Source organism: Limnohabitans sp. Rim8 (assembly GCF_945869175.1).
GTDB lineage: Bacteria > Pseudomonadota > Gammaproteobacteria > Burkholderiales > Burkholderiaceae_C > Limnohabitans_A.
Genome location: NZ_CAMBNZ010000024.1, coordinates 1 through 26,569, shown reverse-complemented (window position 1 = coordinate 26,569; position 26,569 = coordinate 1). Strand labels below are relative to the sequence as shown.

General features: G+C 56.2%; 22 protein-coding genes. 19 read left to right on the top strand and 3 right to left on the bottom strand.

Going from position 1 to position 26,569, the window contains the following annotated elements; translation table 11 throughout:
* Positions 1-6 precede the first annotated feature (6 nt).
* From tssH to Q0O19_RS05685, 14 genes are all read left to right on the top strand, one after another.
* The gene (gene tssH, locus Q0O19_RS05750) at positions 7-2,706 is read left to right on the top strand and encodes a type VI secretion system ATPase TssH (protein ID WP_295520864.1); all 2,700 of its coding nucleotides are present in this window, start codon (positions 7-9) and stop codon (positions 2,704-2,706) included.
* A complete protein-coding gene (tssI, locus tag Q0O19_RS05745; protein ID WP_295520862.1) occupies positions 2,703-4,718 on the top strand; it encodes a type VI secretion system Vgr family protein in 2,016 nt (671 codons plus the stop codon). The genes tssH and tssI overlap by 4 nt, the downstream gene beginning before the upstream one ends.
* Before the next feature lie 19 nt (positions 4,719-4,737).
* Complete coding sequence (locus tag Q0O19_RS05740; protein WP_295520860.1) at positions 4,738-5,484, top strand: toxin-antitoxin system YwqK family antitoxin; 747 nt, start codon at positions 4,738-4,740, stop codon at positions 5,482-5,484.
* A gap of 4 nt (positions 5,485-5,488) precedes the next feature.
* Positions 5,489-5,878: a DUF4280 domain-containing protein gene (locus Q0O19_RS05735; protein ID WP_295520858.1), complete on the top strand. Its 390-nt coding sequence runs from the start codon at positions 5,489-5,491 to the stop codon at positions 5,876-5,878.
* A 384-nt stretch (positions 5,879-6,262) separates the two neighbouring features.
* On the top strand, positions 6,263-6,565 hold the full coding sequence (locus tag Q0O19_RS05730; RefSeq protein WP_295520857.1) for a hypothetical protein: 303 nt from the start codon (positions 6,263-6,265) through the stop codon (positions 6,563-6,565).
* A 19-nt stretch (positions 6,566-6,584) separates the two neighbouring features.
* Positions 6,585-7,862 (top strand): cation:dicarboxylase symporter family transporter, encoded by a 1,278-nt coding sequence (locus tag Q0O19_RS05725; protein WP_295520855.1) that lies wholly within the window; start codon positions 6,585-6,587, stop codon positions 7,860-7,862.
* An 8-nt stretch (positions 7,863-7,870) separates the two neighbouring features.
* On the top strand, positions 7,871-9,343 hold the full coding sequence (locus tag Q0O19_RS05720) for a cation:dicarboxylase symporter family transporter (protein ID WP_366939033.1): 1,473 nt from the start codon (positions 7,871-7,873) through the stop codon (positions 9,341-9,343).
* A 59-nt stretch (positions 9,344-9,402) separates the two neighbouring features.
* Entirely contained in the window at positions 9,403-9,894 is a 492-nt protein-coding gene (locus tag Q0O19_RS05715; protein WP_295520853.1) for a hypothetical protein, read from the top strand.
* A gap of 28 nt (positions 9,895-9,922) precedes the next feature.
* Positions 9,923-11,263, top strand: coding sequence for a type VI secretion system baseplate subunit TssK (tssK, locus tag Q0O19_RS05710; protein WP_295520851.1), 1,341 nt, complete (start codon positions 9,923-9,925; stop codon positions 11,261-11,263).
* Positions 11,264-11,293: 30 nt separating this feature from the next.
* Positions 11,294-12,055 (top strand): DotU family type IV/VI secretion system protein, encoded by a 762-nt coding sequence (locus Q0O19_RS05705; protein WP_295520849.1) that lies wholly within the window; start codon positions 11,294-11,296, stop codon positions 12,053-12,055.
* Between the two features lie 37 nt (positions 12,056-12,092).
* Complete coding sequence (locus Q0O19_RS05700; RefSeq protein WP_295520847.1) at positions 12,093-16,373, top strand: type VI secretion system protein; 4,281 nt, start codon at positions 12,093-12,095, stop codon at positions 16,371-16,373.
* Positions 16,374-16,394: 21 nt separating this feature from the next.
* Complete coding sequence (gene tssA / locus Q0O19_RS05695) at positions 16,395-17,546, top strand: type VI secretion system protein TssA (RefSeq protein ID WP_295520845.1); 1,152 nt, start codon at positions 16,395-16,397, stop codon at positions 17,544-17,546.
* A 95-nt stretch (positions 17,547-17,641) separates the two neighbouring features.
* Positions 17,642-18,658 carry a hypothetical protein gene (locus tag Q0O19_RS05690; RefSeq protein WP_295520843.1) on the top strand — a complete coding sequence of 339 codons (1,017 nt, stop codon included), beginning with the start codon at positions 17,642-17,644 and terminating at the stop codon, positions 18,656-18,658.
* Between the two features lie 83 nt (positions 18,659-18,741).
* Positions 18,742-18,936 (top strand): YccF domain-containing protein, encoded by a 195-nt coding sequence (locus Q0O19_RS05685; RefSeq protein ID WP_295520841.1) that lies wholly within the window; start codon positions 18,742-18,744, stop codon positions 18,934-18,936.
* A gap of 196 nt (positions 18,937-19,132) precedes the next feature.
* On the opposite strand, the gene Q0O19_RS05680 is transcribed toward Q0O19_RS05685, so the two are convergent.
* Positions 19,133-19,450 (bottom strand): NIPSNAP family protein, encoded by a 318-nt coding sequence (locus Q0O19_RS05680; protein ID WP_295520839.1) that lies wholly within the window; start codon positions 19,448-19,450, stop codon positions 19,133-19,135.
* 163 nt (positions 19,451-19,613) lie between these two features.
* On the opposite strand from Q0O19_RS05680, the gene argE reads away from it, so the two are divergent.
* Together argE and Q0O19_RS05670 are read left to right on the top strand one after the other, a co-directional pair.
* On the top strand, positions 19,614-20,834 hold the full coding sequence (gene argE, locus Q0O19_RS05675; protein ID WP_295520837.1) for an acetylornithine deacetylase: 1,221 nt from the start codon (positions 19,614-19,616) through the stop codon (positions 20,832-20,834).
* Positions 20,835-20,874: 40 nt separating this feature from the next.
* Entirely contained in the window at positions 20,875-21,840 is a 966-nt protein-coding gene (locus Q0O19_RS05670; protein WP_295520836.1) for a tripartite tricarboxylate transporter substrate binding protein, read from the top strand.
* Positions 21,841-21,863: 23 nt separating this feature from the next.
* On the opposite strand, the gene Q0O19_RS05665 is transcribed toward Q0O19_RS05670, so the two are convergent.
* Entirely contained in the window at positions 21,864-22,649 is a 786-nt protein-coding gene (locus tag Q0O19_RS05665; RefSeq protein ID WP_295520834.1) for a class III extradiol ring-cleavage dioxygenase, read from the bottom strand.
* Positions 22,650-22,856: 207 nt separating this feature from the next.
* Here Q0O19_RS05665 and Q0O19_RS05660 point away from each other — a divergent pair, with 207 nt between their 5' ends.
* Complete coding sequence (locus tag Q0O19_RS05660; RefSeq protein ID WP_295520833.1) at positions 22,857-24,293, top strand: NAD-dependent succinate-semialdehyde dehydrogenase; 1,437 nt, start codon at positions 22,857-22,859, stop codon at positions 24,291-24,293.
* A 29-nt stretch (positions 24,294-24,322) separates the two neighbouring features.
* Positions 24,323-24,697, top strand: coding sequence for a c-type cytochrome (locus tag Q0O19_RS05655; RefSeq protein WP_295520831.1), 375 nt, complete (start codon positions 24,323-24,325; stop codon positions 24,695-24,697).
* Here Q0O19_RS05655 and Q0O19_RS05650 read toward each other — a convergent pair.
* Positions 24,666-25,610 carry an oxygenase MpaB family protein gene (locus Q0O19_RS05650; protein WP_295520830.1) on the bottom strand — a complete coding sequence of 315 codons (945 nt, stop codon included), beginning with the start codon at positions 25,608-25,610 and terminating at the stop codon, positions 24,666-24,668. The genes Q0O19_RS05655 and Q0O19_RS05650 overlap by 32 nt on opposite strands.
* A gap of 241 nt (positions 25,611-25,851) precedes the next feature.
* Here Q0O19_RS05650 and Q0O19_RS05645 point away from each other — a divergent pair, with 241 nt between their 5' ends.
* Positions 25,852-26,469 (top strand): hypothetical protein, encoded by a 618-nt coding sequence (locus tag Q0O19_RS05645; protein ID WP_295520828.1) that lies wholly within the window; start codon positions 25,852-25,854, stop codon positions 26,467-26,469.
* The last annotated feature ends 100 nt before the right edge of the window (positions 26,470-26,569 follow it).

The window sequence follows — 26,569 nt, the reverse complement described above, 5'->3', positions numbered from 1 at the left end:
AAAACAATGGAAATAGACATTCGCACCCTGCTGGCCAAGCTCAACCCGGAATGCAAGCTGGCCATGAAGCAAGCGGCCGAACTGTGCGGCCGACAAACCCACTTTCATGTGGACATTGAACATTTGCTGTTGCACTTGGTGGACGATCGTTCGCCTGACATGGCCCTCATCCTGCCTCAGTTTGGCGTTGACGCTGGCTTGGTCGTCTCGCAGTTGCAGCAAAGCCTAGACCGTTTTAAGCGTGGCAATGGCCGCACACCCGCTTTATCACCGCATTTCGCACCTTGGTTTCAAGAGGCTTGGCTGCTCAGCTCTATGTTGTTGGGCGAACAACAAGTTCGCTCGGGTACTTTGCTCTTGGCCTTGCTGGAAGTGGACAGCCTGCGGGGTTTGCTGCTGGAGACCGCACCTGCTTTGCTGGATATTCCGCGCAAAACTCTTCGCGAGCAACTGCCCGCCTTGCTGGCTCAGTCGGCAGAAGATGCGGGCGGCGCCACGCGTGCCTCAGGCGACCCAGCAAGCTTGGCCGATGGTGCGCCATTGAAAATGCCTTCCATGCGACAAGGGGGTTCGGCTACCCCATCGCTGGACCAGTTCACAACCGACATCACGGCCCAAGCCCGAGACGGCAAGATGGACCCCATACGTGGTCGTGACAATGAAATCCGCCAGATCATCGACGTCTTGCTGCGCAGACGACAAAACAATCCGATCCTCACTGGCGAGGCGGGGGTGGGCAAGACGGCAGTGGTGGAGGGTTTTGCACAGCGTGTAGTGCGCGGTGAAGTGCCACCGGTTTTGAAAGATGTATCGGTACGTTCGTTAGATTTGGCTTTGCTTCAAGCCGGAGCAGGTGTCAAGGGTGAATTTGAAAATCGCTTGAAGTCGGTCATTGCCGAGGTTAAATCTTCCGCCACCCCAGTGATTTTGTTCATCGATGAGGCTCACCAGCTGATTGGCGCTGGAGGTGCAGAGGGGCAAGGAGATGCCGCCAATTTGCTTAAACCGGCGTTGGCGCGCGGCGAGTTGCGCACCATTGCCGCCACCACTTGGGCTGAATACAAAAAATACGTAGAACGCGACCCCGCCTTGGCGAGGCGCTTTCAGGTGGTGAAGATTGACGAACCTTCTCCCGATGTGGCCATCGAAATGCTGCGCGGCATGGTCGCTGCTCTTGAAAAACACCACGGCATCGAAATTCTGGATGAAGCGGTTTGCGATGCGGTCAAGCTGTCGCAGCGCTACATCACCGGCAGGCAACTGCCCGATAAAGCCATCAGCGTGCTGGACACCGCGTGCGCCCGTGTGGCCGTAGGGCAAAGTGGCTTGCCTGAGGGTGTGGAGTCCTTGCAACGTCAACAAGGCAATACAGAAAGTCGATTGCGCGTACTTCGCCACGAACAAGCCACTGGAATTGATCGCCTTGAAGCGATTGCCAAGGCTGAACTCAGTTTGAAAGATGTGCAAATCCGATTGGTGGCTTTGCAAGACAAGTTGGCCCGTGAAAAAGAAGCTGTGGCTGAAATCGTGGATTTGCGCCGTCGAATTGCCAACGGCACAGCCACGGTTTCAGACGGTGACGACGAGCAAGACCCACAACTCGTGACCATGCAGTTGCAGCGACTGAACAAGGGTCTTGAAGCTTTGCAGGATGACGACCCCTTGGTGACGGTCTGCGTTGACTCAGGCACGGTGGCCTCTGTCATTTCAGCTTGGACAGGGATTCCCGTCGGCAAGATGATGGCTGATGAGTTGCATACTGTGCTGCATCTACAAGACCGCATGGCTGAACGACTTGTCGGTCAGCCCCAAGCCCTGGACGCCATAGCCCGGCGTGTTCGCACCTTCCGTGCAGATTTGGATGACCCCGGCAAGCCTGTGGGCGTTTTTATGTTGGTTGGACCCAGTGGCGTAGGAAAGACAGAAACCGCGATTGCTTTGGCTGACCTGCTTTATGGCGGCGAGCGCAACATGGTCACCGTCAACATGTCCGAGTTTCAAGAGGCCCACTCTGTCTCCAGCCTCAAGGGCGCGCCACCGGGTTACGTAGGCTACGGGCGAGGAGGTGTGCTGACCGAGGCGGTGCGTCGGCGTCCCTACAGCGTGGTGCTTCTTGATGAAATGGAAAAAGCCCATCCCGATGTGCTGGAGCTCTTTTTTCAGGTCTTCGACAAAGGCGTCATGGACGACGGTGAAGGCGTACAAATCGATTTCAAAAACACTTTGATTTTGCTGACGTCCAACGCTGCACAAGACATCATCACCGACGCTTGTGCAAAAGGCTTTAGGCCATCGGCCGAGGAATTGGTCGAGCGCCTTCGACCCGCCCTGCTCAAGCAATTTAGCCCAGCCTTTTTAGGTCGGTTGGTGTTGGTGCCCTATTACCCGTTGGGTGATGAGCAGATCATGGGCATCGTCAAACTCAAGCTGGCCCGACTCGCAGAGCGCATTCATCTGAACCACGCTGCACATTTCATGTTTGACGATTCAGTGGTTCGCGCTATCACCGAACGTTGCACAGAAGTTGACAGCGGTGCCCGAAATGTGGATTACATCCTCACCCAGTCGGTGCTGCCTGAACTCTCCAGCCTGGTGCTTGAGCGGATGGCTTTGGACCTGCCTTTTGCAGCCATTGCCATGACACTGGATGCTCAAGGCCGTTTTGCTTATCGTTTCAGTACCGACACCCGCGGCGCCATGCCATGACAGCCGGATTCGCACAGACCAACACTTTTTTAAAGGTCAGTACCCCTTTGGGGACTGACGAGTTGGTGCTGGACGCGATGGAGGCCACTGAGGGTATCTCAGAAATGTTCAAACTCATGTTGCACATGCGCAGTTTGAACAGTGATGTAGATCCCAGCAAAATTATTGGCAATGCAGTGACCGTCACCTTAGAAATACCAAATGGTCCAAAACGCTACTTCAATGGCATTGCCACCCGTTTTATTCAAAGCGGCGGTGAAGATGGGCTGGCCCACTATGCCGCTGAAGTGGCGCCCAAACTGTGGCTACTGACACTTAGCAGTGACCGTGCCATTTACCAGACCAAGACCATTCCAGACATCATCAAGGCGGTGCTGGGCGATTTCGGTATCACCTTCGAGGCCAAGCTGACGGGCACTTACACCGCGTTGGACTACTGTGTTCAGCATGATGAAACCGCTTTCGCATTCATCTCCCGCTTGATGGAGAGTGCGGGTATTTTCTACTTTTTCACATTCAAAAACGGTGCACATACCCTTGTGCTGGCCGATGCATCCACTGCCCACCTGGCATGCACTGACGCGGCCACTGTGCGCTTTTTTCCCGAGTCAGGCGCTGACCACATGATCGACACGATCGCGTCATTTGAGTTGGAAAATCGGTTGGTGCCGCAAAAGCACAGCCAGGGAGACTACGACCCCAGCAAACCCAGCACGTCGCTGGACGTGAGCGCCAGTGGCACTTTGGGCAAGGGCGAGTTGTTACATTGGCCGGGTAAGCATGAGACGGTGGCTGCAGGCAATGCGCTGGCCAAGTTGCGGGTCGAAGCCAGCCAACTTCAGGCCCAAGAGCTGCGTGGCAACGGCTATGTTTATCCATTCACGGCAGGCACCAAATTCACGTTATCTGGACATTTTCGTTCCAGTCTGAACAAGGCTTATGTTTTGCGTCGTGTGCATCACATCGCTCGCAACGACACGTACCGCAATCGTTTTGAAGCTTTTTTGGCCACGGTACCGTTTCGCCCGCAGCGCCTCACCCCGCTGCCTCGTGTGGCGGGCAGCCAGACGGCATTGGTGGTGGGTCCAGCGAACGAGGAAATCTGGACCGACAAGGAGGGCCGTGTCAAAGTTCAATTTTTTTGGGATCGCGTCGGGGTCAAAAACGAAAAAAGTTCATGTTGGGTGCGTGTGTCGCAAAGCGCTGCAGGCAAAGGCTTTGGCACGCTGTTCATGCCCCGGGTGGGGCAGGAGGTGGTCATCAGTTACATCGATGCCGACCCTGACCGGCCCTTGATCACGGGCAGCGTTTACAACGGCGAAAACGCCACACCGGTGACTTTGCCGACGAACCAGACTCAAAGTGTCATCAAAACCAGATCTTCACCCAAGGGTACGGCGGGTAACGAGATTCGTCTTGAAGACAAAAAAGACGCCGAAGAGTTTTACATGCATGCCCAAAAGGACATGAAAGTAGAAATTGAAAACGCGCTGACTACGACGCTGACCAAGGGCGCGGAGATTCATACCCTGACCGAAGGTGATCGCACCGTCGACGTAAAAAAAGGCAAAGAAATCCACAAGGTCAAGGGCACGCGCGCTTTGACCATCACGGGCGACGAAACGCACGACAACGAGGGCGACTTCAAGCACACTGTCAAGGGTGACTTCACGCTGAAAGTCACGGGTGATTTTTTGTTGGATGTCACGGGTGGCATCACCATCAAGTCGGCCAAAACCGTTTTGCTCAATGCTGGCACCACGTTGACTGCCAAAGCCGGCACTGCTTTAACGAATGAGGCCGGTACTGCCTTGACCAACAAATCCGGAACCGCCTTGACCAACCAGGCGGGCACAGCGCTGACGAACAAAGCATCGCTGGGCTTGGTCAATCAAGCAGGGACCACTTTGGACAACAAAGGCGCCATGATCACGCACAAGGCCTCGGCCATGCAAACGGTTGATGGCGGTGGGATGCTGACCATCAAAGGCGGCTTGGTCAAGATCAACTGAGCCTCAAGAGCAAACAGACATGGTCACCGCCCCCATCCCCTCTGAGCCATCCATCGGTCCCAACGATGGCTTGACACCGTTGCAAAGTCTGGAACCGGAGCGCCTGGACGAGCACGATGAAAATGGCGGTCTGATCAGTCGGACGTGGTTGCGTCAGGGCCAACTGCACGGCCGTATGGACCGGTTTTGGCCCAATGGCAAGCCGCAACTGAGTGCCAACTATGCCGCTGGCCAATTGGACGGCTTGTTGTATCAATTTGACGAGCAAGGTCAGCCTTTGCAAGTCGCCGCTTATGTGCAGGGTCGTCAGCATGGCTTGACCCGCGTGTTCGTTCAAGGACGCTGTGTTTCTGAACAAAATTTTGTCGATGGCACACCTCATGGCCCAGCAGTCACTTACCACAGCGATGGTCAGCCCAGTGCCAAGATGCATTTTGTGAAAGGCCAAATTGAGGGGTCAACCCGCTTTTTTCACGAAGGTCGGGTGGTGCGCAAAGCGGTTTACCTCGAAGGCCTTCTCGAAGGTGAGGTCAGCGATTTCGACCGTGATGGTTCCCTGATTCAAGTGGCCACCTACCGAGCCAATGTGCTCGAAGGACCGATGCGCCGTTACTGGCCAGGCGGGGCATTGATGGAAGAGGTCGTCTACAAACAAGGCGTTCCCGTAGGTCTCCCGCTTCGCTTTGACAACAAAGGCCACCAGCTTGACAACGACAAAGCCCAGCCGGGTTTGCTGGCACGGTTAGAAAAACTGGTGAGGGGCTAAGGGCATGGGACAACAAGTATGTACCGGTGCCATGACGAAATGCACTTTTGGTGTGGCCCCAGGCGCATTGATGGTGATTCCCATCAGCAGGGTCATGGCCGGCGGCCCCCCTGCAGCCAACATCATGGACAACAAACCCATGGCCAATGTCATGCCCTTTGGCATGTGCCAATCCATGGCCAACCCCATGGTGGCCGCCGCCACGGCAGCTGCATTGGGCGTATTGGTTCCAATGCCTTGCATTCCCATGACCATGGCACCTTGGGTGCCAGGCGCGCCCACGGTATTGCTTGGCAACATGCCCGCTCTGAACAACAGCTCAAAGCTCATGTGCATGTGGGGTGGCGTGATCTCCATCAACCTTCCGGGTCAATTCACCGTCATGGTGCCTTGACCTCATTTTTATTGTTAAACCCAACACCACCTCTGCAATGGACTATCGTTTCAACATGACTCCCCGCTTGATCGCCATCGCAGTGATCGGGTTTATATCCCTGATGGTGCTGCTTTTTGCCTTAGGGTTTCAGTTCGGACAGCAATGGGGTGCACAAGAGGCAAGGCAACCCGCTGCACTGACAGCGCCAAGTCAACTCAATTTGCAGCTTCCAGTGACCGCAGTACCTCCGGCACCGGCACTGAGCATGCCCGTTTCGCCACCGACCCCAGCGCTACCACCGCTCCCGCCTGTTGGTGGTGCGATACCCTCACCTGTTGTCAATCCAACTGTCACGCTTGGCAGATCCAATTGATGAATCCACGTAACTTGATTGATCTGAAAATGAACTCTGAAATATCCCGCTCATTGCGACCTGATCCGCAACGCATGCGCCAAGCAGGTCGTGTGTCTTGGCTTCAGTGCAGCTTGCTAGCGCCTGTCTTGGCCTTGTTCAGTAACGAGTTCGAGATCAAACGCCCGCTGAGAGAGGCGCCGTCCGCAGCCCTTAGGCTTCGGACGGTCACCCTGAAAGACCTCGAGGACACTTTGGGGATTGCCTTGGGTGTGAACGACATTACCTTGCTTGCCTTTGCCAACCAAATGCTGTCGCAAAACGTGACAAGTTGGACATCCAAAAAGTTCTGAACGCACTGGAGTCCAATCCGTGAACGCACAAAAAATTCAACAACTCATACTCAATCCTTGGATCATTCTGGCTTGCCTTGTGATTGGGTTCACTTTGGGTTGGGCGTTGCCATCCGTTGGTTTGAAGTTGGCCGTCGTGGGCGAGATTTATGTTGATTTGCTCAAGATGATCGTACTGCCTTTCATGGTTTCAGCAATAGTCTTCAGTGTCCAAAAACTTTTCCAGGAGGGTGGTGCCAGGCCCATCGCGGGTCGTGTGGTTCTGGCATTCGCGGGCTTTTCCGTGGTGGCTGCGATTGTTGGCATTCTGACTTTCAGCGTGACACAACCCGGCTCTAACTTGTCTGAGGAGACGTTGGCGACATTTGGTCAAATTGTTGACGACGATCTGTCCAAGACCTATACGACGATGGAATTGTACGGTGTCGACGAAAATGCTCAGAAGGGTAAATCTCTGGAAGAGATGGTACTGATTCTGATTCCTTCCAACATTTTTGAAGCCTTGGCCAAAGGTGAAACACTCAAAGCTTTGATTTTTTCACTGCTGTTTGGCATGGCCTTGGGCTATGTTCCTAACCGCATCGCTGGTGGCTTGTCGCAAACATTGGAGACGGTCTACCAGACATGTCAAACCCTAACAAAATGGCTGAACTACCCTTTGCCTGTAGTCCTGGTGTGCATGAGCGCCGCGCAGATTGCCGGGTCTGGAATTGAGCCCTTGAAAGCCATGGCCAATTTTGTGCTGGCCTTCGGTGTAGCCAGCTTGATTTTCTTGGCGCTGGCTGTTCTCATTATTTGGAAGCGCGGTAACGCCAGCCTGAGCGAGACCATGGACGCTCTGCGAGGGCCTTTTGCCTTGGCGATTGCCACGCGCAGCAGTGTGACCTGTATGCCCGCCATGATTGAAACGCTCGCCCAGCGCCTGAGCTTTGCCAAAGCCAGGGTCGAGCTATTGGTGCCACTGAGCGACTCCATTCTGCGGGTGGGACCCATTTTGTATTACGCCTGCGCCACTTTGTTCATTGCCCAGCTTTATGAACGCAACTTGGAAGCACATGAGTTGGCTTTGCTGTTGGCCGTATCGGTCTTGGCCGGGTTCGCCTCGGCTGGCATGACCGGTTTGGTCACCATGTCTCTGACCAGCATGGTCTGCGGTTATTTGGGTCTCCCCTTTGAGGCGGCTTTCATTTTATTTTTGGCTGTTGACCCCGTGTGCGACATCTTGCGTACGATGGTGCTGGTCATTGGTAACACCGCTGCAGTCTCCATGATCTGTCCACGTCCGCTGAAGATTTGACGCAACCCATGAAATTCTTGGCCACTCACGCGACTCACCCTTTGCTGCTGCTGCTGTGCGCTGCAGCAGGGACTTTGCTCGGCATGGGACCGCCGGCCTGGTCAGCACCCGCATGGGTGGTGGTGTATGTGAGTACAGCATTGCTTAACTTGATTTGCATGCCGCTTTTGGTGGTGGCCATCTTGTCTGGGTTAAGGCACTTATTGGGTTTGCCACATCCGGTTTATCGGTTGGGGATGATTGTCCTTGCGGGTGCAGCACTGATGTTGATTTTTGCCATGGCCGGTATTTTGACGGCGCAGTGGAGCCAAATTGGCGGGCAACTGAACCCCGAAGATCAACAAACGCTTGGCGATTTTGTCATGAGGCAAGCCCCTGCGGGCGAGTCCATGGACCTTGGGGGCGGTCATGGACCCATTCAGTCGCAGCCAAACTGGGCTTTGCCTGATAACGTCTTTTTCGCTCTGTCAAGCGGTGATCTTGCGGCTGTCATGTTTTGCACTTTGTTTTTTGGCCTTGCCTTTACGGTACAGCGGGGCCCAATGAGTGACACGGTTGTGAACCAGTTGGATGCTATTTCCCGCGCACTCGAAAAATCCATCAGCATGGTCAATTTGGCCTTGCCATTGCTTGTGTTGGCCTATGCCGCTCAGATGGCCAGTCAATGGGATGCCGTCTTGATGCGTGCGATGAGTGGCTATTTATTGACTTTTTGGATCCTGTGCAGCGTGATGGCTTTAATCATGTTGTTGGTGCTCATCAAATTGGCCAAGGCACCTTTTTCCCAAGTGCTGCAAGCCCTGAAAGAAGCGTCCGTGCTGAGCCTGATATCGGCCAGCCCACTTGCTGCAGTGCCTGCCAGTATTGAAGCATTGAGCAATCGATTGGGCTTTTCGCGGGGCATTGTTGAAATGCTGATGCCGACCAGTGCCGTTTTTCTTCGAACAGGTGCAGCTTTGCATTTCGCGATGCTGACGGTTTTTGTGGCAAATTTATACGGCCAACAACTCACACTGCTTGAAATGATGACCTTGGCACCCGTGGCGGTCTTTGCGGCCTTGGCTTCGGCGGGCGCAAGCGGCTTGGCCAGCTTGGGATTTGCTGTCGCTGTGGTTGCCCATTTGCAGTTGCCGTTTGAAGCGGCTTTACCGCTGTTTGCCGCTATCAACCTCTTTAGCGAGGGTCCAGCACGGCTTTTGTCATTTTTGTGCAGTTGCGTGCTGACCGTTTTTGTATGTGGCGGGCTGCCGATAGAAAGGCCCAAGGTTTCTCCGGCTGTTCGTGGTCTGAACGGTCCCGTGCGTTTTACCTTGAGCCGTCAATCGGCCATTCTCATGGTCAGTTGTTTCATGCTTGCAAGCCTGCTGAGCCTGATATTGGGCGTTGCATTCGGTATGCGCCAGAATGGCATGAACGGCTCAACAGCAACAACGTTATCACCAGCATTAACGCCCGCCTTGATAGCGGCTTCAGGACAATGACGGCTATTTTTCCTACTGTTTTTAGATACCAATTTCTGCGCTGGCTTGCCTGCTTGGGCATGGCTTGGGTGCTTGTGTCTGCCAGTGGTTGTGCCATGGTCGGCAGCATGGCCAACGTCATGGCATCTTCCACAGCCAATTTGTTCAGCGGTCCGCCTGGCCCGTCCTTTTTAGACTGGAAAGCCATGACTCTGGTGGCTGCGCCAGATGTGAACCAAAACAGTCCTCTGGCACTGGACTTGGTTTTTGTACGCGACTCTGCTGCCCTCGACAAACTGCTCACCATGCCGGCTGCCAAATGGTTCGCCAGCAAGGACGAAATTCTCAAAACATACCCCAATGCCCTGACCATCAAAAGCTGGGAATTGGTGCCGCAACAAGTGTTGCAACTGAGCGAAGAAGCTCTGGGCTCGCCTCGCGTCGCTGGCATGGTGCTGTTTGCTGACTACCTCGCCCCCGGAGACCACCGGGCCCAACTGCCACTGGGCAAAGTCTCTTTTTTGGTGGACTTGGGTGCCCGCAGTTTCAGCTTCAAAACCAAGCCTCTTTGATCAATCAGTGTATAGAAATATTGCAGACATGACTTACCCATTTCCGCCCATTCCTGAGCGCATTCAGTGGCATGAAGGCATGCTGCTTGCGCCGCAGCACTTTCAGCAAACCCAGGCCCGCACCGATGCCCTTGCCGCTTGGCACGCGTTGGCAGCAGCACCTTTAGCATGGGGCGTTCGGCATTTGGAAGTGGATACAGGCTTACTGGCCAATGGGCTTTTGCGCGTTTTAGAAATCGATGCGGTCCTACAAGACGGTACCGCAGTCTGGCATGACGCCAATAATGCCGATCACGGTGTACTGGAGTTGGATTTGACCGAACACGCTGAGGCCTTGGAGCTGTCACCGCAAGAGATTTGGTTGACACTGCCTCGCGCCCGCGTCATGAACAGGCCTGGAGCGCCCTCACGATTTTCATCGGTGAGCATGCCCCCCATAGAAGACGAAGTTTCCCAAGCGCTAGAGGCCGACCTGCCTCGTCTGAGACCCGCTCTGGGTCTCAAAGCAGGCGCTCAGCCACCATCGCTGTGGCAACACCTGCGTCTGGGCAGTGTGCAAAAGGACAATAAACAAATTCGCATGTCCACCGAATTGCCGCCATTGATGTTGTTGCCCCGTAGCCACCCTTTGTGGGCACGCAGCTGGCAACTGGCCAATGAACTCAGAGGCAAGGCCGCCTTTGTTGCCAGGCAAATGCAAGTGCCTTCATCGCGCATCGAAGACCGCATCACCACCTTGGAACAAAAAGACCGCTTGCGCAGTTTGTTGCAAGGTCTGGCGCCTCTGGAAGCCGTGCTGCAAACCCAGCCGTTGCATCCTCACACCTTGTATCTGGCACTTTGTGGTTTGCTGGGGCCTTTGGCCTTGTTGAGGCCGGGTGCATTGTCTTTGCTGCCTCCCGCGTATGAACAAGCCCGACCTGGTGCTGCTTTTGGACCGCTGCTTGAATCATTGGAAGAGGCAGTGGCCGACATCAGTCAAGATCATTTGATGCACTTGTTTGAATTTGATGCCAGCCACTTCAAACTGGACATTCAACCTGGGTGGGTCACCCCACGATTGGTGATTGGGTTGCGCGGCAAACCCGATAAGGATTTGGTGGCTTGGATGGAAGGCGCAATCATTGGTGCCCAATCAACATGGGCTTCGTTGCGTGAGCGACGCGTTCTGGGTGCAGCGCGTCAATGCATTGAGGCCGCACCCGAGTTAGGACTGCGCGCCAGCAATGGCTACACCTTGTTCGCCATTGAGACCCCAGAATCCCTTATGCAAGAAGGCCAGCAGTTGGTTGTGAGCAATAACAATGAAACCTATGCGTCCTTGCGGCCGCAAGAGATGGTTCTTTTTGTCAAAGGCCACGAGGCCTAAAGTCCCTGCAACCCACACACGAGTCCATGCATGCCTAACCTTGCTCTTGAAACAGTGAATGACGACGCCTTGGTCCGCCAGTTCCGTCATTTCTACGAAGAACTTGAACGTATTTGGCAAGCCGCTCCGCCCTGCAGCAACCCCGCCGAGGCGATGGTGTTGGCGCGCCAAGTGAGTCGTCAATTGGAAAATCTGATTGAGATGCAGACACTTGAATACCGTCAAGGCAGTAGTCGGTTTGCCCAACAAGCGGCACAAGACGCGCGTTATCTCAAAGCTGCATTGGCCGATGAGGTGTTGTTGCGTCAGGACTGGCCATGCCGCGAGATTTGGAGCCAGCATTTGCTCGAGGCATCCATGTTTCGATCCAGCGTGGCCGGAGAAAAGGTGTTTGACGACATCAAACAACTTTTGCGCGCTCGCGAGCCCGCACAACGCACGCTGGCGCAGCTCTATTTGTTCACACTGGCCTTGGGCTTTCAGGGCCAGTACCGTGGTCAAAGCGCACAGGATTTGTTGGGGGGTCTGAGGCGCGAACTGTTTCAATTTGTTTTTCAGCGGCAAGCAGATTTGGCGGGGCGCGACCGCGTGCTGTCTCCGCAGCCTTACTCCAATACGCTTTCGCACATTGCGCCACGACGCATGGCACCTTTGAGCCGTTGGAAATTGATTTTCTTGGGCAGCGTGATTGGTCTCCTGGCCATTTCAGAGTTGCTGTGGCTGTGGCCCACTTGGCAGTTGCGCCAAGCCTTGAATGGCACAAACATCTCTTTGCAGGAGGTCAAACCATGAACCGGATGCAATTTGACGTCACTTTGTTGAGTACCCTATGTTTTTAAAGTCTGACCTTGTGATTTGGAGCTTGTTGGCACTGGTGGTGCTGGTCTTGCTGGTGCTCGGCTTTGTTGTCTGGGTGGCCAGTCGCCCAGAAAAAGAAAACAGAGGACAAGCCCGCCAACTGGTCAAAATGCGCAACGACAGCCTGCGTGCGTCCTTTCGACAGGCCATTGAGCTGATAGAAGCCAACATTGCGGATCGGTCTCAGCGCATGACCTTGCCTTGGGTGTTGGTGCTTAATGAAGGACTTGAGCCAGAACCTCTGCCACTTGGTCACTCAGGCATTGCACAAGCCTTGAGTGCCGACTCCACGGCCACGGCAAGTGCCCAAGGAATTTCATGGAACTTTTTCGACAAGGGCATTGTCATTAACATGCTGGGGGCCTACTTGGGTGCACCCGATGACGAAGACGATACACAACGTCCTTGGGAAGAGTTCCTGAGCCTTTGCCGTGACTACCGACCTGAGCGACCCTTTGACTCATTGGTGGTGACGGTGCCGGTGGATCTGCTGATGAGCAGCGATCCAAATGCGCGGCTGGAACTCAACCGCTTGGCCAAATTGGCCAACAGGCGTTTGTGGAAAGCACAAAACCGTTTTGCCATGCGTTTTTCTGTCTACGTCATGGTCTCGGGTTGTGAGCGTTTGCCCGGTTTTGCCCCTTTTGCGCGCGCACTACCCGAGCCCATGCGCAAAAGTATGCTGGGTTGGTCTTCGCCTTTCGAAATCACCGCGTCCTACCAAGACAACTGGGTCGATCTGGCGGTGGACCACACAGTGCAAACCTTGTCCGACACATCTGCTGAGCTCTATGTTTTGAACGTTGAGGGTGACAGCTCACCTTACTTTTTATTGCCTGGCCAGATTGACAATTTGCGCCCTCAGTTGCAGCTTTATGTGAATGAGCTGATGCGACCGAGTACGTACCATGAGCCGTTTTTGATGCGCGGCATTTATTTCACAGGCGATGCAGGAGAAGCCGCAGAGCGTGCGCTCAGCACCACAGACTTCGAAGTGGCCTCAGTGCAACGGATCAGTAATGAGGGAACAAAGCCTGACAACCCAGATGCCGAAAGTTCTGCGCCATCTGACACGCTGCCCACCCAAGATGAACTCAGTGGCCCGACATCCGGTACGGGCCAAGGCTTGGTGCCATCTGCGCGTGAGTTGGAGCATGCACGTCAAGGTTCAGACATCGGAAGTTGGCGAATGGAGCCCACACCGGTATTTTTACGTGATCTTTTTGAGCAGAAAATATTTGCCGAATATGGTTTGGCTCGGCCTTCGGGAAGTCAACTCACCAGTCGCCCCATGTTGGGGCGCGGTGCTCGTTGGGCCACTTTGACCTTCATTGGCTGCTGGAGCGTGGGTTTATTGGCAGGTTCGGTGATTTTGCACAAGCAAAGTGATGCGTTGCACAGTGTCATTTTAAAGTTCAAGCAAGACAATGATCAGCGCGAATTGGCCTTGCGAAATGGCGAAACCATCTCTACCGAAGTCCAAAACCGGCGAGCCATAGCGCTTTTAGGTGTCATGGAGCAGATGGATGGCAAGCGCCTGTGGTCTGTCTTCATGCCAGGTTCTTGGCCCATTGTCGACAGCGTATCTGACGACTTGCGCGAGTACTTGGAACAGGCATTTGGCGATATCGCCGCAGCCACCTTGCAACGGGCGCTCTACACAAAGGTGAGTCAGCTCACTGGGGTTCCGCAAGACAACAGCACAGGAGAATTGATTCAAGGTGCGAGTTGCACAGTTTTGAATTCGGATGCCGTTGATGTCTCTAGACCCCAGCAATTGGGATTCCAAGAGTTGCCTGAATTTGCTGCACTTTTGACGTATTTGAGCCAGGTGGAACAAACCGACTTGGCCTACGGTGCCCTACAACGTCTGCAAACACCCGGTTTGCCGCCCAACCCGCGGGATCTGCAACTTCTGGTGAAGTTGGTGTTCGGCACAGAGCTGACCTCGGTTTCACAACGAAATTCAGAGCTTTTCAGAAGCAAGGCCGCCAGTGAGCACAAAGTTCAACTTGCACCTGCTCAAGAAGCCCTGCGCTGTGGCTTGCGCCAAAGAAGTATGCGCTTGCAAGAAGCCGCATTTGACAATAACCCATTGCTGCTGAGCCAACGTGAATTGAACGCCAGCGTTAACTCATTAACCGAAACGGTGAATGACAATGGTGATGGCAAGGCGCAATTGGAGTTCTTGACCGAACTGTTGACCGATATCAAAGCGCATGAGTCATTGATGGCTTCAGGTGCCAGCAATGCCGCCTGGATGCGGCGTCCTAACTTCGCCCCAGGTGCCAGCTGGGACAACTTGTTGGCTCGTTTGAATGCCACGCAGCTTTTAGGCCCAGATTTGGCACTGGTGACCAAAGAGAAATTTGATGCCGCTTACAAAAGCTTCAGCATTGAGCTGACAGATCAACTGAGTGAGAATATCAACTCGGAGGTGGTTTGGGACGAGAAAGAAATGCGGTACCGGTTGGGCAACGATCTGACCGGTTTGCGATTGGGCCTGAGTGCTTTGTTGGTGGAGCCCTACATGGCCAAAGCCAACAACATCCCTGCTACGGACCTGAACAACAACCCAGGGTCCAACCAAGGCTTGAACTGGGAGCTGCCCCGATTGGATGAAGCTCTGGCAACACAAGAGCAACGCAAGAAGTTCAAAAGTGACATCTTGCCGCGATTCCCTGTCAACAGCCACCGCGCCATCACACAAATCGTCAACAGCAAGCTGAGCAATCAAGTGATGACTCACCTTAATGCTGCTTTGATGCCCGGCGCCAAGGTGCCGGGTCTTTCTGTTGACTTGTCTGTCATGGAAGCCGAGCGCACGCGCTTGAACCGCTTGCAATTGCTGTTGGCTGACTTGGGTGCACGACGAGAAGGCGAAGCACTGCGTACATTGCTCAACCGAGATGCCCTGCGCAAACTGCAAGCGCTGGATGATTCATTGAATCGGTCTGAACTTTATGCCGCCAGGGGGCGCAGCTTTGCCTTCTGGCAAGGTGAAAAAAGTCCGGTATTGGGCGCTTTTGGGTTGTCAGATGCATCAGGCCTTCAGCCCTATTTGGCGCAACAGAGCTTGCGCGCTGAACAACTGAGCAAAGAGGCAGACGCTGTGCTCAGCTTGCTCAATTCGGGAGCCCTGAACAGCACCCAAGCCCAGCGGTGGCAGGCCTTGTCAAAAGACCTGGAGCGTTTTAAGCTCAAAAATCCCAACAGCAGCTTGTTGGGGTTAGAGCAGTTTCTCATTGCCATGGCGGGAGACGTGGATGCTCTGAACTGCCAAGAACGCCTTCAGGGCAAAGTGCCCAATGGTCGACCGACCGATTTCTTTGCCGAACGCCACGTCCAACTTGCTGCCTCACTCAGCCTGCGGTGCAATGAATTGCGCGCTAAAGAACAGTTGGCGCTTTGGAGTGCGTTTTCAAACGACTTCAATCAAACGCTGGCGGGCCGTCCGCCCTTTGCAACGCCTGGCTGGGCCGCTGAGGCCCCTGGGGTTGAGCTGGAGGAAATCACAAGCCTGATGCGCAGCTACGATCGTGCACGTCCTGCCATCCAAGCGCTGCTGCAAAATCAAAAGGGAATGGCATCTTCTGCCGCCGCGCAGCGTTTTGTGGACCAATTTGACCGCAGCCGTAGCTTTTTGGCACCCTTGGTTCCAGCCGAAGACAATGTGCCATTGGGCTACGACGTGTCGGTTGAGTTTCGCGCCAATCAAGGCGGTGAAATTCAAGGCAATCAAGTGATTGACTGGAGTTTGGACATCGGTCGTCAGCGACTGGGCCTGCGTGACGCGCCCAGGCCTCTGCGCTGGGAGCCTGGTCAGCCCATCACCTTGACCCTCAGGCTGGCCAAGGATGGTCAGGCTACCCCACAGGCTGACTTTAGACAACCGGCATTGAGCGTGGACGGTAAGACCGTGACCCTGCGCTTTGCTGATGCGTGGTCGTTGTTCAACCTGATTGGACGACAGAGAGAAGCTGAAGCCCGCAGCGACGGTCGCAGTCAGTTGTTGCGTGTCGAGTTTCCTTTGCTTATTGACACCTTGCCAGCCTTGGGCAGCGCGTCATCCGGTAAGAGTCCAATCACATCGACACCCTCAGCTGCTGCCACGGTGGCGCCAGCATCGGTTGCGAACGAAAACCGAGCCAAGGTCTATTTACGGCTGACATTGAGCCCACCGGGCAAACGCAATCCGCTGCTCTGGCCCGGGCCCTTGCCCACGCGTGCGCCAGAGCCCATCAAACCCTGACACCGCTACATTCTTCATCCCATGGAAAATGCCAATTCCCCGCTGTTTGACATTGTTGATGCCTTGCTCAAGCCTTTGGCGGGCGATGAACCTACAGGCGTATCTGCACGATACGACCCCGTGATTGCCGAGATCCGCATTGCACGTGAGTCTGACGACCCCAGTTTGCCTCAAGGTGAATGGGAGCGACCCCTGAAAAAAGCCGATTGGCCGCAGGTCGCATCACTGTGTAGTCAAACCCTCAGTGAACGCAGCAAAGACCTGCAAATTGCCGCATGGCTGACCGAAGCTTGGATTCACCTTCACCAAGTGGATGGCTTGCGCGCAGGCGTTCGACTGATTCATGGATTGTTAAACACTTACTGGGACGGCGTGCACCCTCGCCAAAGCGAAGATGGTGACTACGATGCCCGGGTGGCCCCTTTGGCCTGGATGAATGAAAGCATGCCTTTAACCTTGCGCCTGAATGTGGGACTGCTGCCTTGGCCTGACCGCAAGCCGTCTTACATCAGTTTGGAAGACTGGACCAAGGCGCCGCTGGTGGCACCGTCCAAATCAGAAAATGACCAAGACAAGGAACCCAACTTGGCAGCAACCCCTAGCCGCGACGAATTGATGTTGCTGGGCGCAACCACAGCGGCCCCACAGCTGATGAAATTGCGCGAATCGCTGGCCTTGGCCATGGCGGAGTGGAAGGCGTTCGACGTGATGGTTGATGAGCGGCTGAGCAAAGAGGCGCCCAGCTTGTCTCGCGTCACCGAAACCATGGGCTTGATCGACCGGGCCATCACCAGCCTGTTGTCCAATCGTCAAAATGTTTCGGCTTCAGCTTCGCGCACCCCTGCGGAGAAAGCCATGGACACAGACCAAGCCGTCGATGTCTCTGAAAGTGTAGAAGAGCCTGCGATAAAGCCTGCCGCGCCCGGCGAAGACTTTGTAGACCCGCGACTTGCCACGGGCCCCATCCGCTCACGAGCCGACGCTTATCGGCAGCTCGAAGGCATTGCCAACTTCCTGCAAAGCATCGAACCCCACAGCCCCACGCCCTACTTGGTACGCCGCGCCGTCAGCTGGGGCCGAATGCCCCTGCCTGAACTCATGCAGGAAGTGCTGCGTGAAGAGGGGGATTTGAATCGGTTGTTCACGGTGTTGGGGCTCAAGGCTGTTGAATGAATCATTTGATTTTTTACATTTTTTGTTGACTTTTTAATTTTTTGAAGAAAGACGGATTCAAGGAAGAAATGCAACAAAGATGAACCCGGTAATGGGTGGCTGAGGATGCGTTGGCATCCATTAATCGTGCACATGCGGGCGGATTTTCTTTCCGCGGCTGCAATTTTCAATTTTCTCAAAAGGATAATTTTATGGCTGAAAATAAAACGTTTACGCCTTTGCTTGAGGCGGAAGTGAGCAACCTTCGTCGAGTTTCCAGTTCATTTACCAATTGGTTCAGTTCAATAGGGCGGGACAGCTTCACGGCTGAAAATGCTTTCGATACAACCATGAATGTGGCTGGCAATGCGGGTGGCACCTTAGGCTTGGTTGCGGGTGCTGCCACGATTGCCGGATCTGCTGCTGCAGGAGGTGCTTTTCTAGCAGCATGTGCTGGCCCACAAGTGGCAGTGACAGCAGGTGTATTGGGGATTGTCGTGTTGGCAAAACAGACTTACTCCAACAGGGAGTCTGCGCACCGTGCGCTGGCTCCGTTGGTTTGGAATCTTGTTGACGACCAGGCTCCTTCTGCCTGCGGGGGTGGCAATGTGCAAAGTGTTGTCTACACTGCAGACCAATTAAACACAGGCGCATCTGCTGCCTTGGAATTGTTGACCGATGGTCAAAACCAGCTCAAGCTTATGGGTGAAAAACTAAATGCTGCGGACACTAAATTCAAAGAATTCAACAAACTTATTTTAGCTGACCAACAGCGGTTAGCTGTATTGGAAAACAGATTTAAGGCCGCCAGAACAACTGTTGAAAGAAATAACTTAATAGTTGAATTTAGGAAAATGATGGCAAAAAACATTGAACAATGGAAGACAAACGCTGAGTCAGGTGGTGCCATATTTGAATATGTCCGACGCCTTTCACACACCGGCAACTATATTCAAGCGCCTCATTTGCTGGCTTTGGCGATGCAAGAGAGAGCATTTCCCAATTCGGTCGTCGGCAAACCTCAGAAGGATTATTTCTCGGGCTCGCCCTTGGCGGCTTCGCGTGATGTGTTGAAAAATATCGATTCTTTTTATGAGCTCATGAGAGTCGGATATTACGCACCTGCACCGTAAAAACTAATTAAAAATAATAAAAATTCCGAATTTTAAAAGAGATATTTTTTAACTGCAACGTCCGCAGTCATTGAAAAACAGTCGTGCGCGCCATTGGCAATTTTTTGTGGTTTATTTTTGGCGGCGTTTTCATGGGCTTGGTGTTGCGACTGGTGTTTTTGATTGCGTTTTTCTCGATCATGGGCATTCCTTTGGAGCGGGCGCGCATGTTCATCGGCAACTTCACATTTTTTCAGTTTGAGCGGGAACCCATCAGTCGCAAAGAATTCAAGCAATAGGATGACCAGGGCACTGGCACTTTCGGCTTGATGGGCAACATCGTATTGTTATCTCAGGCGGGCATCGCGTAGGCCGCGGTAGGCAAGACCATTGAAAGCAAAGAAGTGACTGTCGCCACGCGTAACGCCGCGAGCGAGAGCAATGCACAGGCCGAGGTGGCCCGTTTTTGCGGCAATTGGGCCGTCCATTACCCTGTCAGGGCTGCGGACCCCAAGGCGCCGACAGCATGAGCTTGTTTTGTTGTTGCGCAATCAGTGGCCGGATTTTGGCAGCGAACGCCATGAAGTCGGCGTCGCCGTACACCCCAGCCCAAAAGGCGCGGCGGTCGGTGTCGTCGTCAAACTTCCAGACATGGATCAGCTCGTTCAACGCGCCCACGTCGCCTGTGAAGTAACCCACCAATTTCGGCGGGTGTTTGGCCAGCACCGGCCAGCCTTCGTTTTTGTAAAGCGAAACCAGTTCGGACATTTTCCCGACGATCGCGGAATAAGTGCGCAGTTCATAAATGGCCATGAGAACTCCAAAAGGTGAATGACCCGCCTACTTTAGGCGCACAAGTCGTGCCCCCTTGTCGGCAAGGTGACGCCAGGCCCATGGCATGGCCAGCGCGCGGCTGCCCGGCCCTGTAAGATGATATTTACGCACAAGGTGTGTGCCCCTTTCAACGGAGTCCCGCATGAACGCCCCACTTTCTCAAGCTGCCCTGTCCTCTGTGCAAGCCGCCGACCTGGCAGCCTTGCCACTGATCGAAAAATGGATTTCCTTTGCCACCGTCTCACGCGACAGCAATCTGGCTTTGTTGGAATGGACCGAGGCCTACCTGAACGATCTGGGCATATCTTGCAGCCGCACTTATGACGACAGCGGCCAAAAGGCCAACTTGTGGGCCACGCTGCCCGCGCACGATGGCGAAACCAAAATCGGCGGCTTGGTGCTGTCGGGCCACACCGATGTGGTGCCGGTGGACGGCCAACCTTGGAACACCGACCCGTTCAAGGTCGAGATCATCGGCGACAAGATGTTTGGCCGTGGCGTGACCGACATGAAGAGTTTTGGCGCCACTTGCCTCATGATGGTGCCCGAGTTGCTCCAGCGCAAACTCAAGCACCCGATTCACTTGGCTTTCAGCTACGACGAAGAAGTCGGCTGTATCGGCGTGCGCCGCATGATCGCCGACATCCAGGCCCAGGGCTTCAAGCCTGCAGGCTGCATCGTGGGTGAACCCACGGGCATGCAGGTGGTGATCGCGCACAAAGGCAAGCATTCGTACAAAACCACGGTGCACGGTTTTGAGGCGCATTCGTCCCTCACCCCCTTGGGTGTGAACGCGGTGGAGATCGCTTGCGAATTTGTCGCTAAGCTCAAAAGCATGCACCGCGAACTGGTGCAAAACGGGCCCTTCGATCCGATCTACGACGTGCCCCACACCACGGTACATACCGGGGTGATCGCAGGCGGTACGGCGCTCAACATCATCCCGCGCCAGTGCGAGGTGACCTGGGAAATCCGCCACCACCACATGAACACCCCCGAAGACCTGTTTGCACGCGCCCAAGCTTTTGGCGAGAGCCTGGTGCCTGCCATGCAGGCGGTGGCCCCGGGCACGGGCATCACGCATGAACTCAAATCGGTGCTTCCCGGCTTTGCCACGGCCGCCGACAGCGAAATTGCCCAGCTGTGCTTTGACTGCGCCGAGGTCGACCCGGCCAGCGGCGCGGGCAAAGTGTCGTTTGGCACGGAAGCTGCTCTGTTTCACCAAGCCGGTGTGCCCACCATCGTGTGTGGCCCGGGCCACATTGCGCAGGCGCACCAGCCCAATGAATGGGTCACGCTCGAACAACTGGCCTGGTGCGAGCGCTTCATGCGCCGCTTGGCCGACCGGGTGTGCCTGGGCTGATTTGTCAACGGTTTGATCGAACTTCAAGGAAACTCAGATGATGCAACGTCGTGAAATTTTGGCCTCCAGCCTCGGTATGGCCATGCTCTGCGCGGTGGGCTTGGCCCAAGCCCAATCCACCAAAACGGTGCGCATTGTGGTGCCGTTTGCCTCCGGTGGCGTGCAGGACACCCTGGCCCGTGCGTTGTCGCAGGAAATGGGGGCGGCCTTGGGGCAGACCGTGATCGTGGAAAACCGCGCGGGTGCAGGCGGCACCGTGGGCACCGGCTACGTGGCCCGGGCCGAGGCCGACGGCACCGTCATGGTGGCAGCAGCGGCCAGCCACAACATCGCTGGATCGCTGTACACCAAGCTCGCGTATGACCCGCAAAAAGATTTCACACCGCTGGCCCACATTGGCAGCGCCAGCTATGTGCTGATGGTGCACCCCGATGTGCCCGCCAAGACCGCCGCCGAATTCATCCGTTACGCCAAGGCCAACCCCGGCAAGATGAACTACGCCACCGCTGGAGTGGGCAGCGCCACGCATTTGGCCATGGCTTATTTCACGGGTTTGGCAGGGATTGATGTGGTGCACATCCCGCTCAAAGCCACGGGTGAAGCCATCAATGAGGTGTTGTCAGGACGTGCGCAGGCCGTGATTGCCGCCAGCATTGGCGCTTTGGCCTTTGCCAAGGACAGCCGCGTGCGTTTGTTGGGCGTGACCTCGCCCCAGCGCAGCAAATACCTGCCCGAGCTGCCCACCATTGCCGAGAGCGGCTTGCCGGGTTATCAGTTTGATTCTTGGTTCGGTTTTCTGGGCCCTGCGGCCATCCCGGCCGCCGAGGCCAACCGCATCAACGCGGCTGTGAGCAAGTTGCTCAAAGACCCGGTGGTGTTGGCACGCTTGGACAAGCAAGGCATCGAGCCCCGCGACATGAGCAACGCCGATTTCGGCAAGCTGCTGGCGGCCGACTATGTGCGCATGGCGCAGGTGGTCAAAGCTTCGGGCGCGAAGATCGACTGATCGTTCGGACCCACGGGTGCAGTTCAGTGAAAGGTGTAGCCATCCATGGCAATCACTTCGTCACTGATGCCCCGGAAAAAAGCTTCAGGCTGTGCATCGGCGCCTGCAGCACCCCAAGCGGTGAACAGCGGCAAGAGGTGTTCGTCGGTGGGGTGTGCACGCTGACCTGAAAGCTGCTGGCGGTAGGCCAACAAACCGGGCACATCGCGTTGCACCAACTGGGTGTAAATCCAGTCGGCAAAGGCCTGCACATAGTCGGGCGTGGCACCGCCTTGCATGCGCAAGACCATCAAATCACGCAGGTTGTGGGTGATGTTGCCCGAACCCAAGATCAAGACATTTTGCGCAGCAAGTGGCGCCAAGGCTTGTCCCACACGGTAAGCATGCTCGGGACCCAGGTGGCTTTGCACCGACAGGGGCACCACTGGGATGTGGGCGTCGGGAAACATTTGTCGCAGCGGTATCCATGCACCGTGGTCCAGGCCGCGCTGGGTGTCTTGGGCTGAGGGCAAACCGGCCGCTTGCAATGCTGACACCACTTGGGCGGCGACTTCCGGGCTGCCTGGTGCGGAGTATTGCATCTCGTACAGGCGTGGGTCAAAACCGCCAAAGTCGTGGATGGTTTCGGGTCTGCTGGCAAAGCCCACGGTGGGCACGGCGGTTTCCCAGTGCGGGCTGATCACCACGATGGCGCGCGGTGTGCCCAATTGGGGCACCAAAGCGCGCATGGCCGCACCTGCAGGACCGGGGTGCAGGGCGAACATGGGCGAGCCGTGGGGCACAAACAGAACGGATTTGAGGTGGTGCATGCTGTTTTTTCTCTTTCAATCTGGTCACTGTAGGCCAAGGCGCGCTTGTTTGGCCTGAAAACCTCCACAAATCAAGGCTTGTGGGGGTGGCAAGGCCTTGGTCTGTCTCGGGTTTGACCGAATTGTCGTGAAATCCGGCCACAATTTGGCCTCTGCCCGGGTGGCCTTGCCCTCGGAACCTGCGCAAACCGATTTCAGGAACACGACATGTCTTACCCCAACACCCAACTTTTCATCGGTGGCCAGTGGTGCGATGCCGCAGACGGCCGCACCTTGCCTGTGTTCAACCCCGCCACGGGCGCCGAAATCGGCCGTTTGGCCCACGCCGGAGTGCCCGATCTGGAGCGTGCCGCGCAAGCCGCGCAAAAGGGTTTTGAAATTTGGCGCGACACGCCGGCCAATGAACGCAGCGCCATCATGCGCAAAGCCGCCGCCCTGATGCGCGAGCGTGCCCCCCAAATTGCCGAACTGCTGACCCAAGAGCAAGGCAAGCCCTTGGGCGAGGCCAAGGTCGAGGCCATGTCGGCCGCCGACATCATCGAGTGGTTCGCCGAAGAAGGCCGCCGGGTGTATGGCCGCATCGTGCCGCCGCGCAACATCCAGGTGCAGCAGCAGGTGCTCAAGCAGCCCTTGGGGCCTGTGGCCGCCTTCACCCCCTGGAACTTCCCGGTCAACCAGGTCGTGCGCAAAATGTCGGCCGCTTTGGCCACGGGCTGCTCGATCATCGTCAAGGCGCCCGAAGAAACGCCCGCTTCGCCTGCCGAATTGATTCGCGCTTTCCAAGACGCGGGCGTGCCTGCAGGCGTCATTGGCTTGGTCTACGGCACGCCGGCTGACATCTCGAACTACCTCATCGCGCACCCCCTGATCCGCAAAATCACCTTCACCGGCTCTACGCCGGTGGGCAAGCAGTTGTCGGCTTTGGCCGGCCAGCACATGAAGCGTGTGACCATGGAGCTGGGTGGCCACGCCCCGGTCATCGTGGCCGAAGATGGCGACATCGCCTTGGCCGTGAAAACCGCAGGCGCTGCCAAGTTCCGCAATGCGGGCCAGGTGTGCATTTCCCCCACCCGCTTTTTGGTCCACCACACCATTGCCGACGAATTTGCCCGCCTGCTGGCGGCGCACGCCGAGTCGCTCAAAGTGGGTGATGGCCTGACCGCGGGCACCCAGATGGGTCCTTTGGCCAACGAGCGCCGACTGGTGGCCATGCAGTCCATCATGCAAGACGCGCGCGCCAAAGGTGCCAAGGTGCTCACCGGTGGTGAACGCATTGGCACGCAGGGTCATTTCTTTGCGCCCACGGTGTTGTCGCATGTGCCGCTGGACGCCGATGTGGTTAACAACGAGCCCTTCGGCCCGATCGCTGCCATCCGCAGCTTTGAAAACATCGAAGACGCCATCGCCGAAGCCAACCGCCTGCCGTTTGGTTTGTCGGGTTACGCTTTCACCAATTCGCTCAAAACTTCTCACCTGCTGAGCCAGCGGTTGGAAGTGGGCATGCTGTGGGTCAACCAGCCCGCCGCGCCTTGGCCTGAGTTGCCGTTTGGCGGCATCAAGGATTCGGGCTACGGCTCCGAAGGCGGACCTGAGGCGCTGGAGGCCTACCTCAACACCAAGACGGTGTCGATCTTCAACGCTTGATGTGGCGCAAGCCAACACCTGGCGTTGAGGTGGTTCAGCGCACATACACCTCGGTGGCTTTGGGCCGTGTGGATTTCCGGGAAAACTGTGCCAGCTGCCACGGCCTGTCGGGCAAGGGCGACGGACCGGTGCACTCATTTTTGGTCAAGCCACCCGCCGACCTGACCACCATCGCCCAGCGCCATGGCGGAAAGTTCCCGCAAGAGTTGATGTGGGACGTGATTGATGGCCGTTGGGCCGCCGAAGTCGGCCCCCATGGTTCGCGGGAGATGCCGGTCTGGGGCAGCGAGTTCAAGGCCCGCGCCATGACAGAGCCGGGTGACTCGCCCCGAACCGCTGCGTGGGCGAGCCGCAACCGCATCGTGTCCTTGCTCAAATACCTGGAGACCATTCAGCAGCCTTGAGAGGGTGGGCCATGCGCTGGCGTGCGCGGGCGGCTACGCCCGTGTCGGCAAAAGCCCAGGCCAGCGATGCGCCCATGCCTTGCAAGGCGGTGCGCACAGCGGCTTGCTCCAAAGGGCCGCTGCGCTCGCGTTCCAGCATGTCCAGGGCCCAATCGGGCAGCATCTGGAAAGCGGCCCGCACAATCAGGCCCACCAATGGCCGGTCCAGGGGTTCGCAAGGGTAGTGTTCGATCAGGGCAACCGTTTGCCGCGTACGTTCGTCCACCCGCAACTCGGGCCGATAGGCTTGCAGCTGCACCAGGGCTTGGTGCCGTGTCAGGGGCAAATCGTGCGCACCCAAACGCTGGCCCACTTGTGCCATTTCGGCAAAGTATTGGTCCTGCCTGGCCATGGGCAAAGGTTGCAGCGACAGGTCTTGGTAAGCCCGTAAAAAGCTGCTGGTTTCGCCCAAGTGCACCCAACGAATCAGCGCCGGATCATTGGCCACATAAGGGGTGCCATCGGGCAGTGTTCCGCGGATTTGCGCGTGGATGCGGTTGACCCGCTCAATGGTTTGCAAGGCGGCGGCCGTGCCACCGTAGGTGGTGGTGGCCACAAACAGGGCGGTGCGCCCCAGCCGCGCTTGCAATTGGGTCCTGAAATTCGAGTGGTCCCACACAGCAGCCAAAGCCCTCGGGTGCAAGGCCTGCAGCATCAAGGACGACAGGCCTCCGGTCATCATGGCCACAAAGTGCGCATGCACCTGCCACGCGGCAGAGTCCGGGCCAAACAAACCGGGGTCGCCCGCAGGCTGCAAGAAGTCCCGCGCATCGCCGGTGGCACCGGTCATGGCCCGCACGCGCTGGCCCAATTGGGTTTTCAAGGTGGCCGAAAACTGTTCGGCCAGCGGTGCCAGCGGGGCCAGTGGAGCCAAGAATGGGCAGTCCGCAGCCGGTCGGGGAGGCCAAAATCGGAAAGGATTGAACATGATGGACCCAATGGAAAACAAGCTGCAGTTTGGTTCAGCGCTTTGAGGTACGCTTTGGGCTTGGCAATGGCCGTGCAAAGGCTTGGGTTTTTCGGCAATACCCCGGCGATGAGCAGGCCTATTCGTGGGTAAAGGCGTCTGTGTTGTGCCTCATGACCGAACATGCTGCACTGTTTTGGAGACCCCTATGGCTTGGCTGGACTTTTTGAAAAATGGCAATGAACTGAGTGAATTGCTGATTGAGGGACAAAACCCTTATGGCGCGCAATTGCTCAAGCAAGCCGATGTGGACCAAATGCGCGACCACATCCAGCCCGACGAGCGGTTGCTGGGCTATGTGCTGGGCCGCGTGGTGCTGTCAGGCCGTGGGCTGTGGCTGCTGACCGAACGCCATTTGCTCATCTCCGAGAACGGCACTGGGAACTTGGTGCACCACTTCGCCCTGAAAGACATCACCCAAGCCGAGTGCGTCAAGGGTAAATACGGCTATACCCTGCGCGTGACCGCGGCGGGCCAGATGCGCAGCATATACGGTACATCTGCCCATTTGGCGGCGGTGTTTTACCGGGCATTGGGTCAAAAAGTGCGCTGCGCACCGGTTCACAAACCCACGGCGCTGGATGCCAACGACGTGGCCGAGGTGGTGCACCACTTCTCTGACGCGGCGCTGCGTTTGCAACCCGTGGCCATGGTCAACGCCGATGCCCGCGCCCTGATCGCTCAGATGGCACAAGACGCCGCCCATCAAGGTTGGTTGCAGTCGAGCGAAGCGGGCTTGGTGCGTGTGGCCGAAACGACCCACTGACATCAGGGTTTGCTGGTCTCGATGCGCTGGAGGTCAAAGCCCAGCTTTTCCAGCTTGCCCAACAAAGCCTGGTAAGTGGATGTAGGCATTTGCGGCGAGC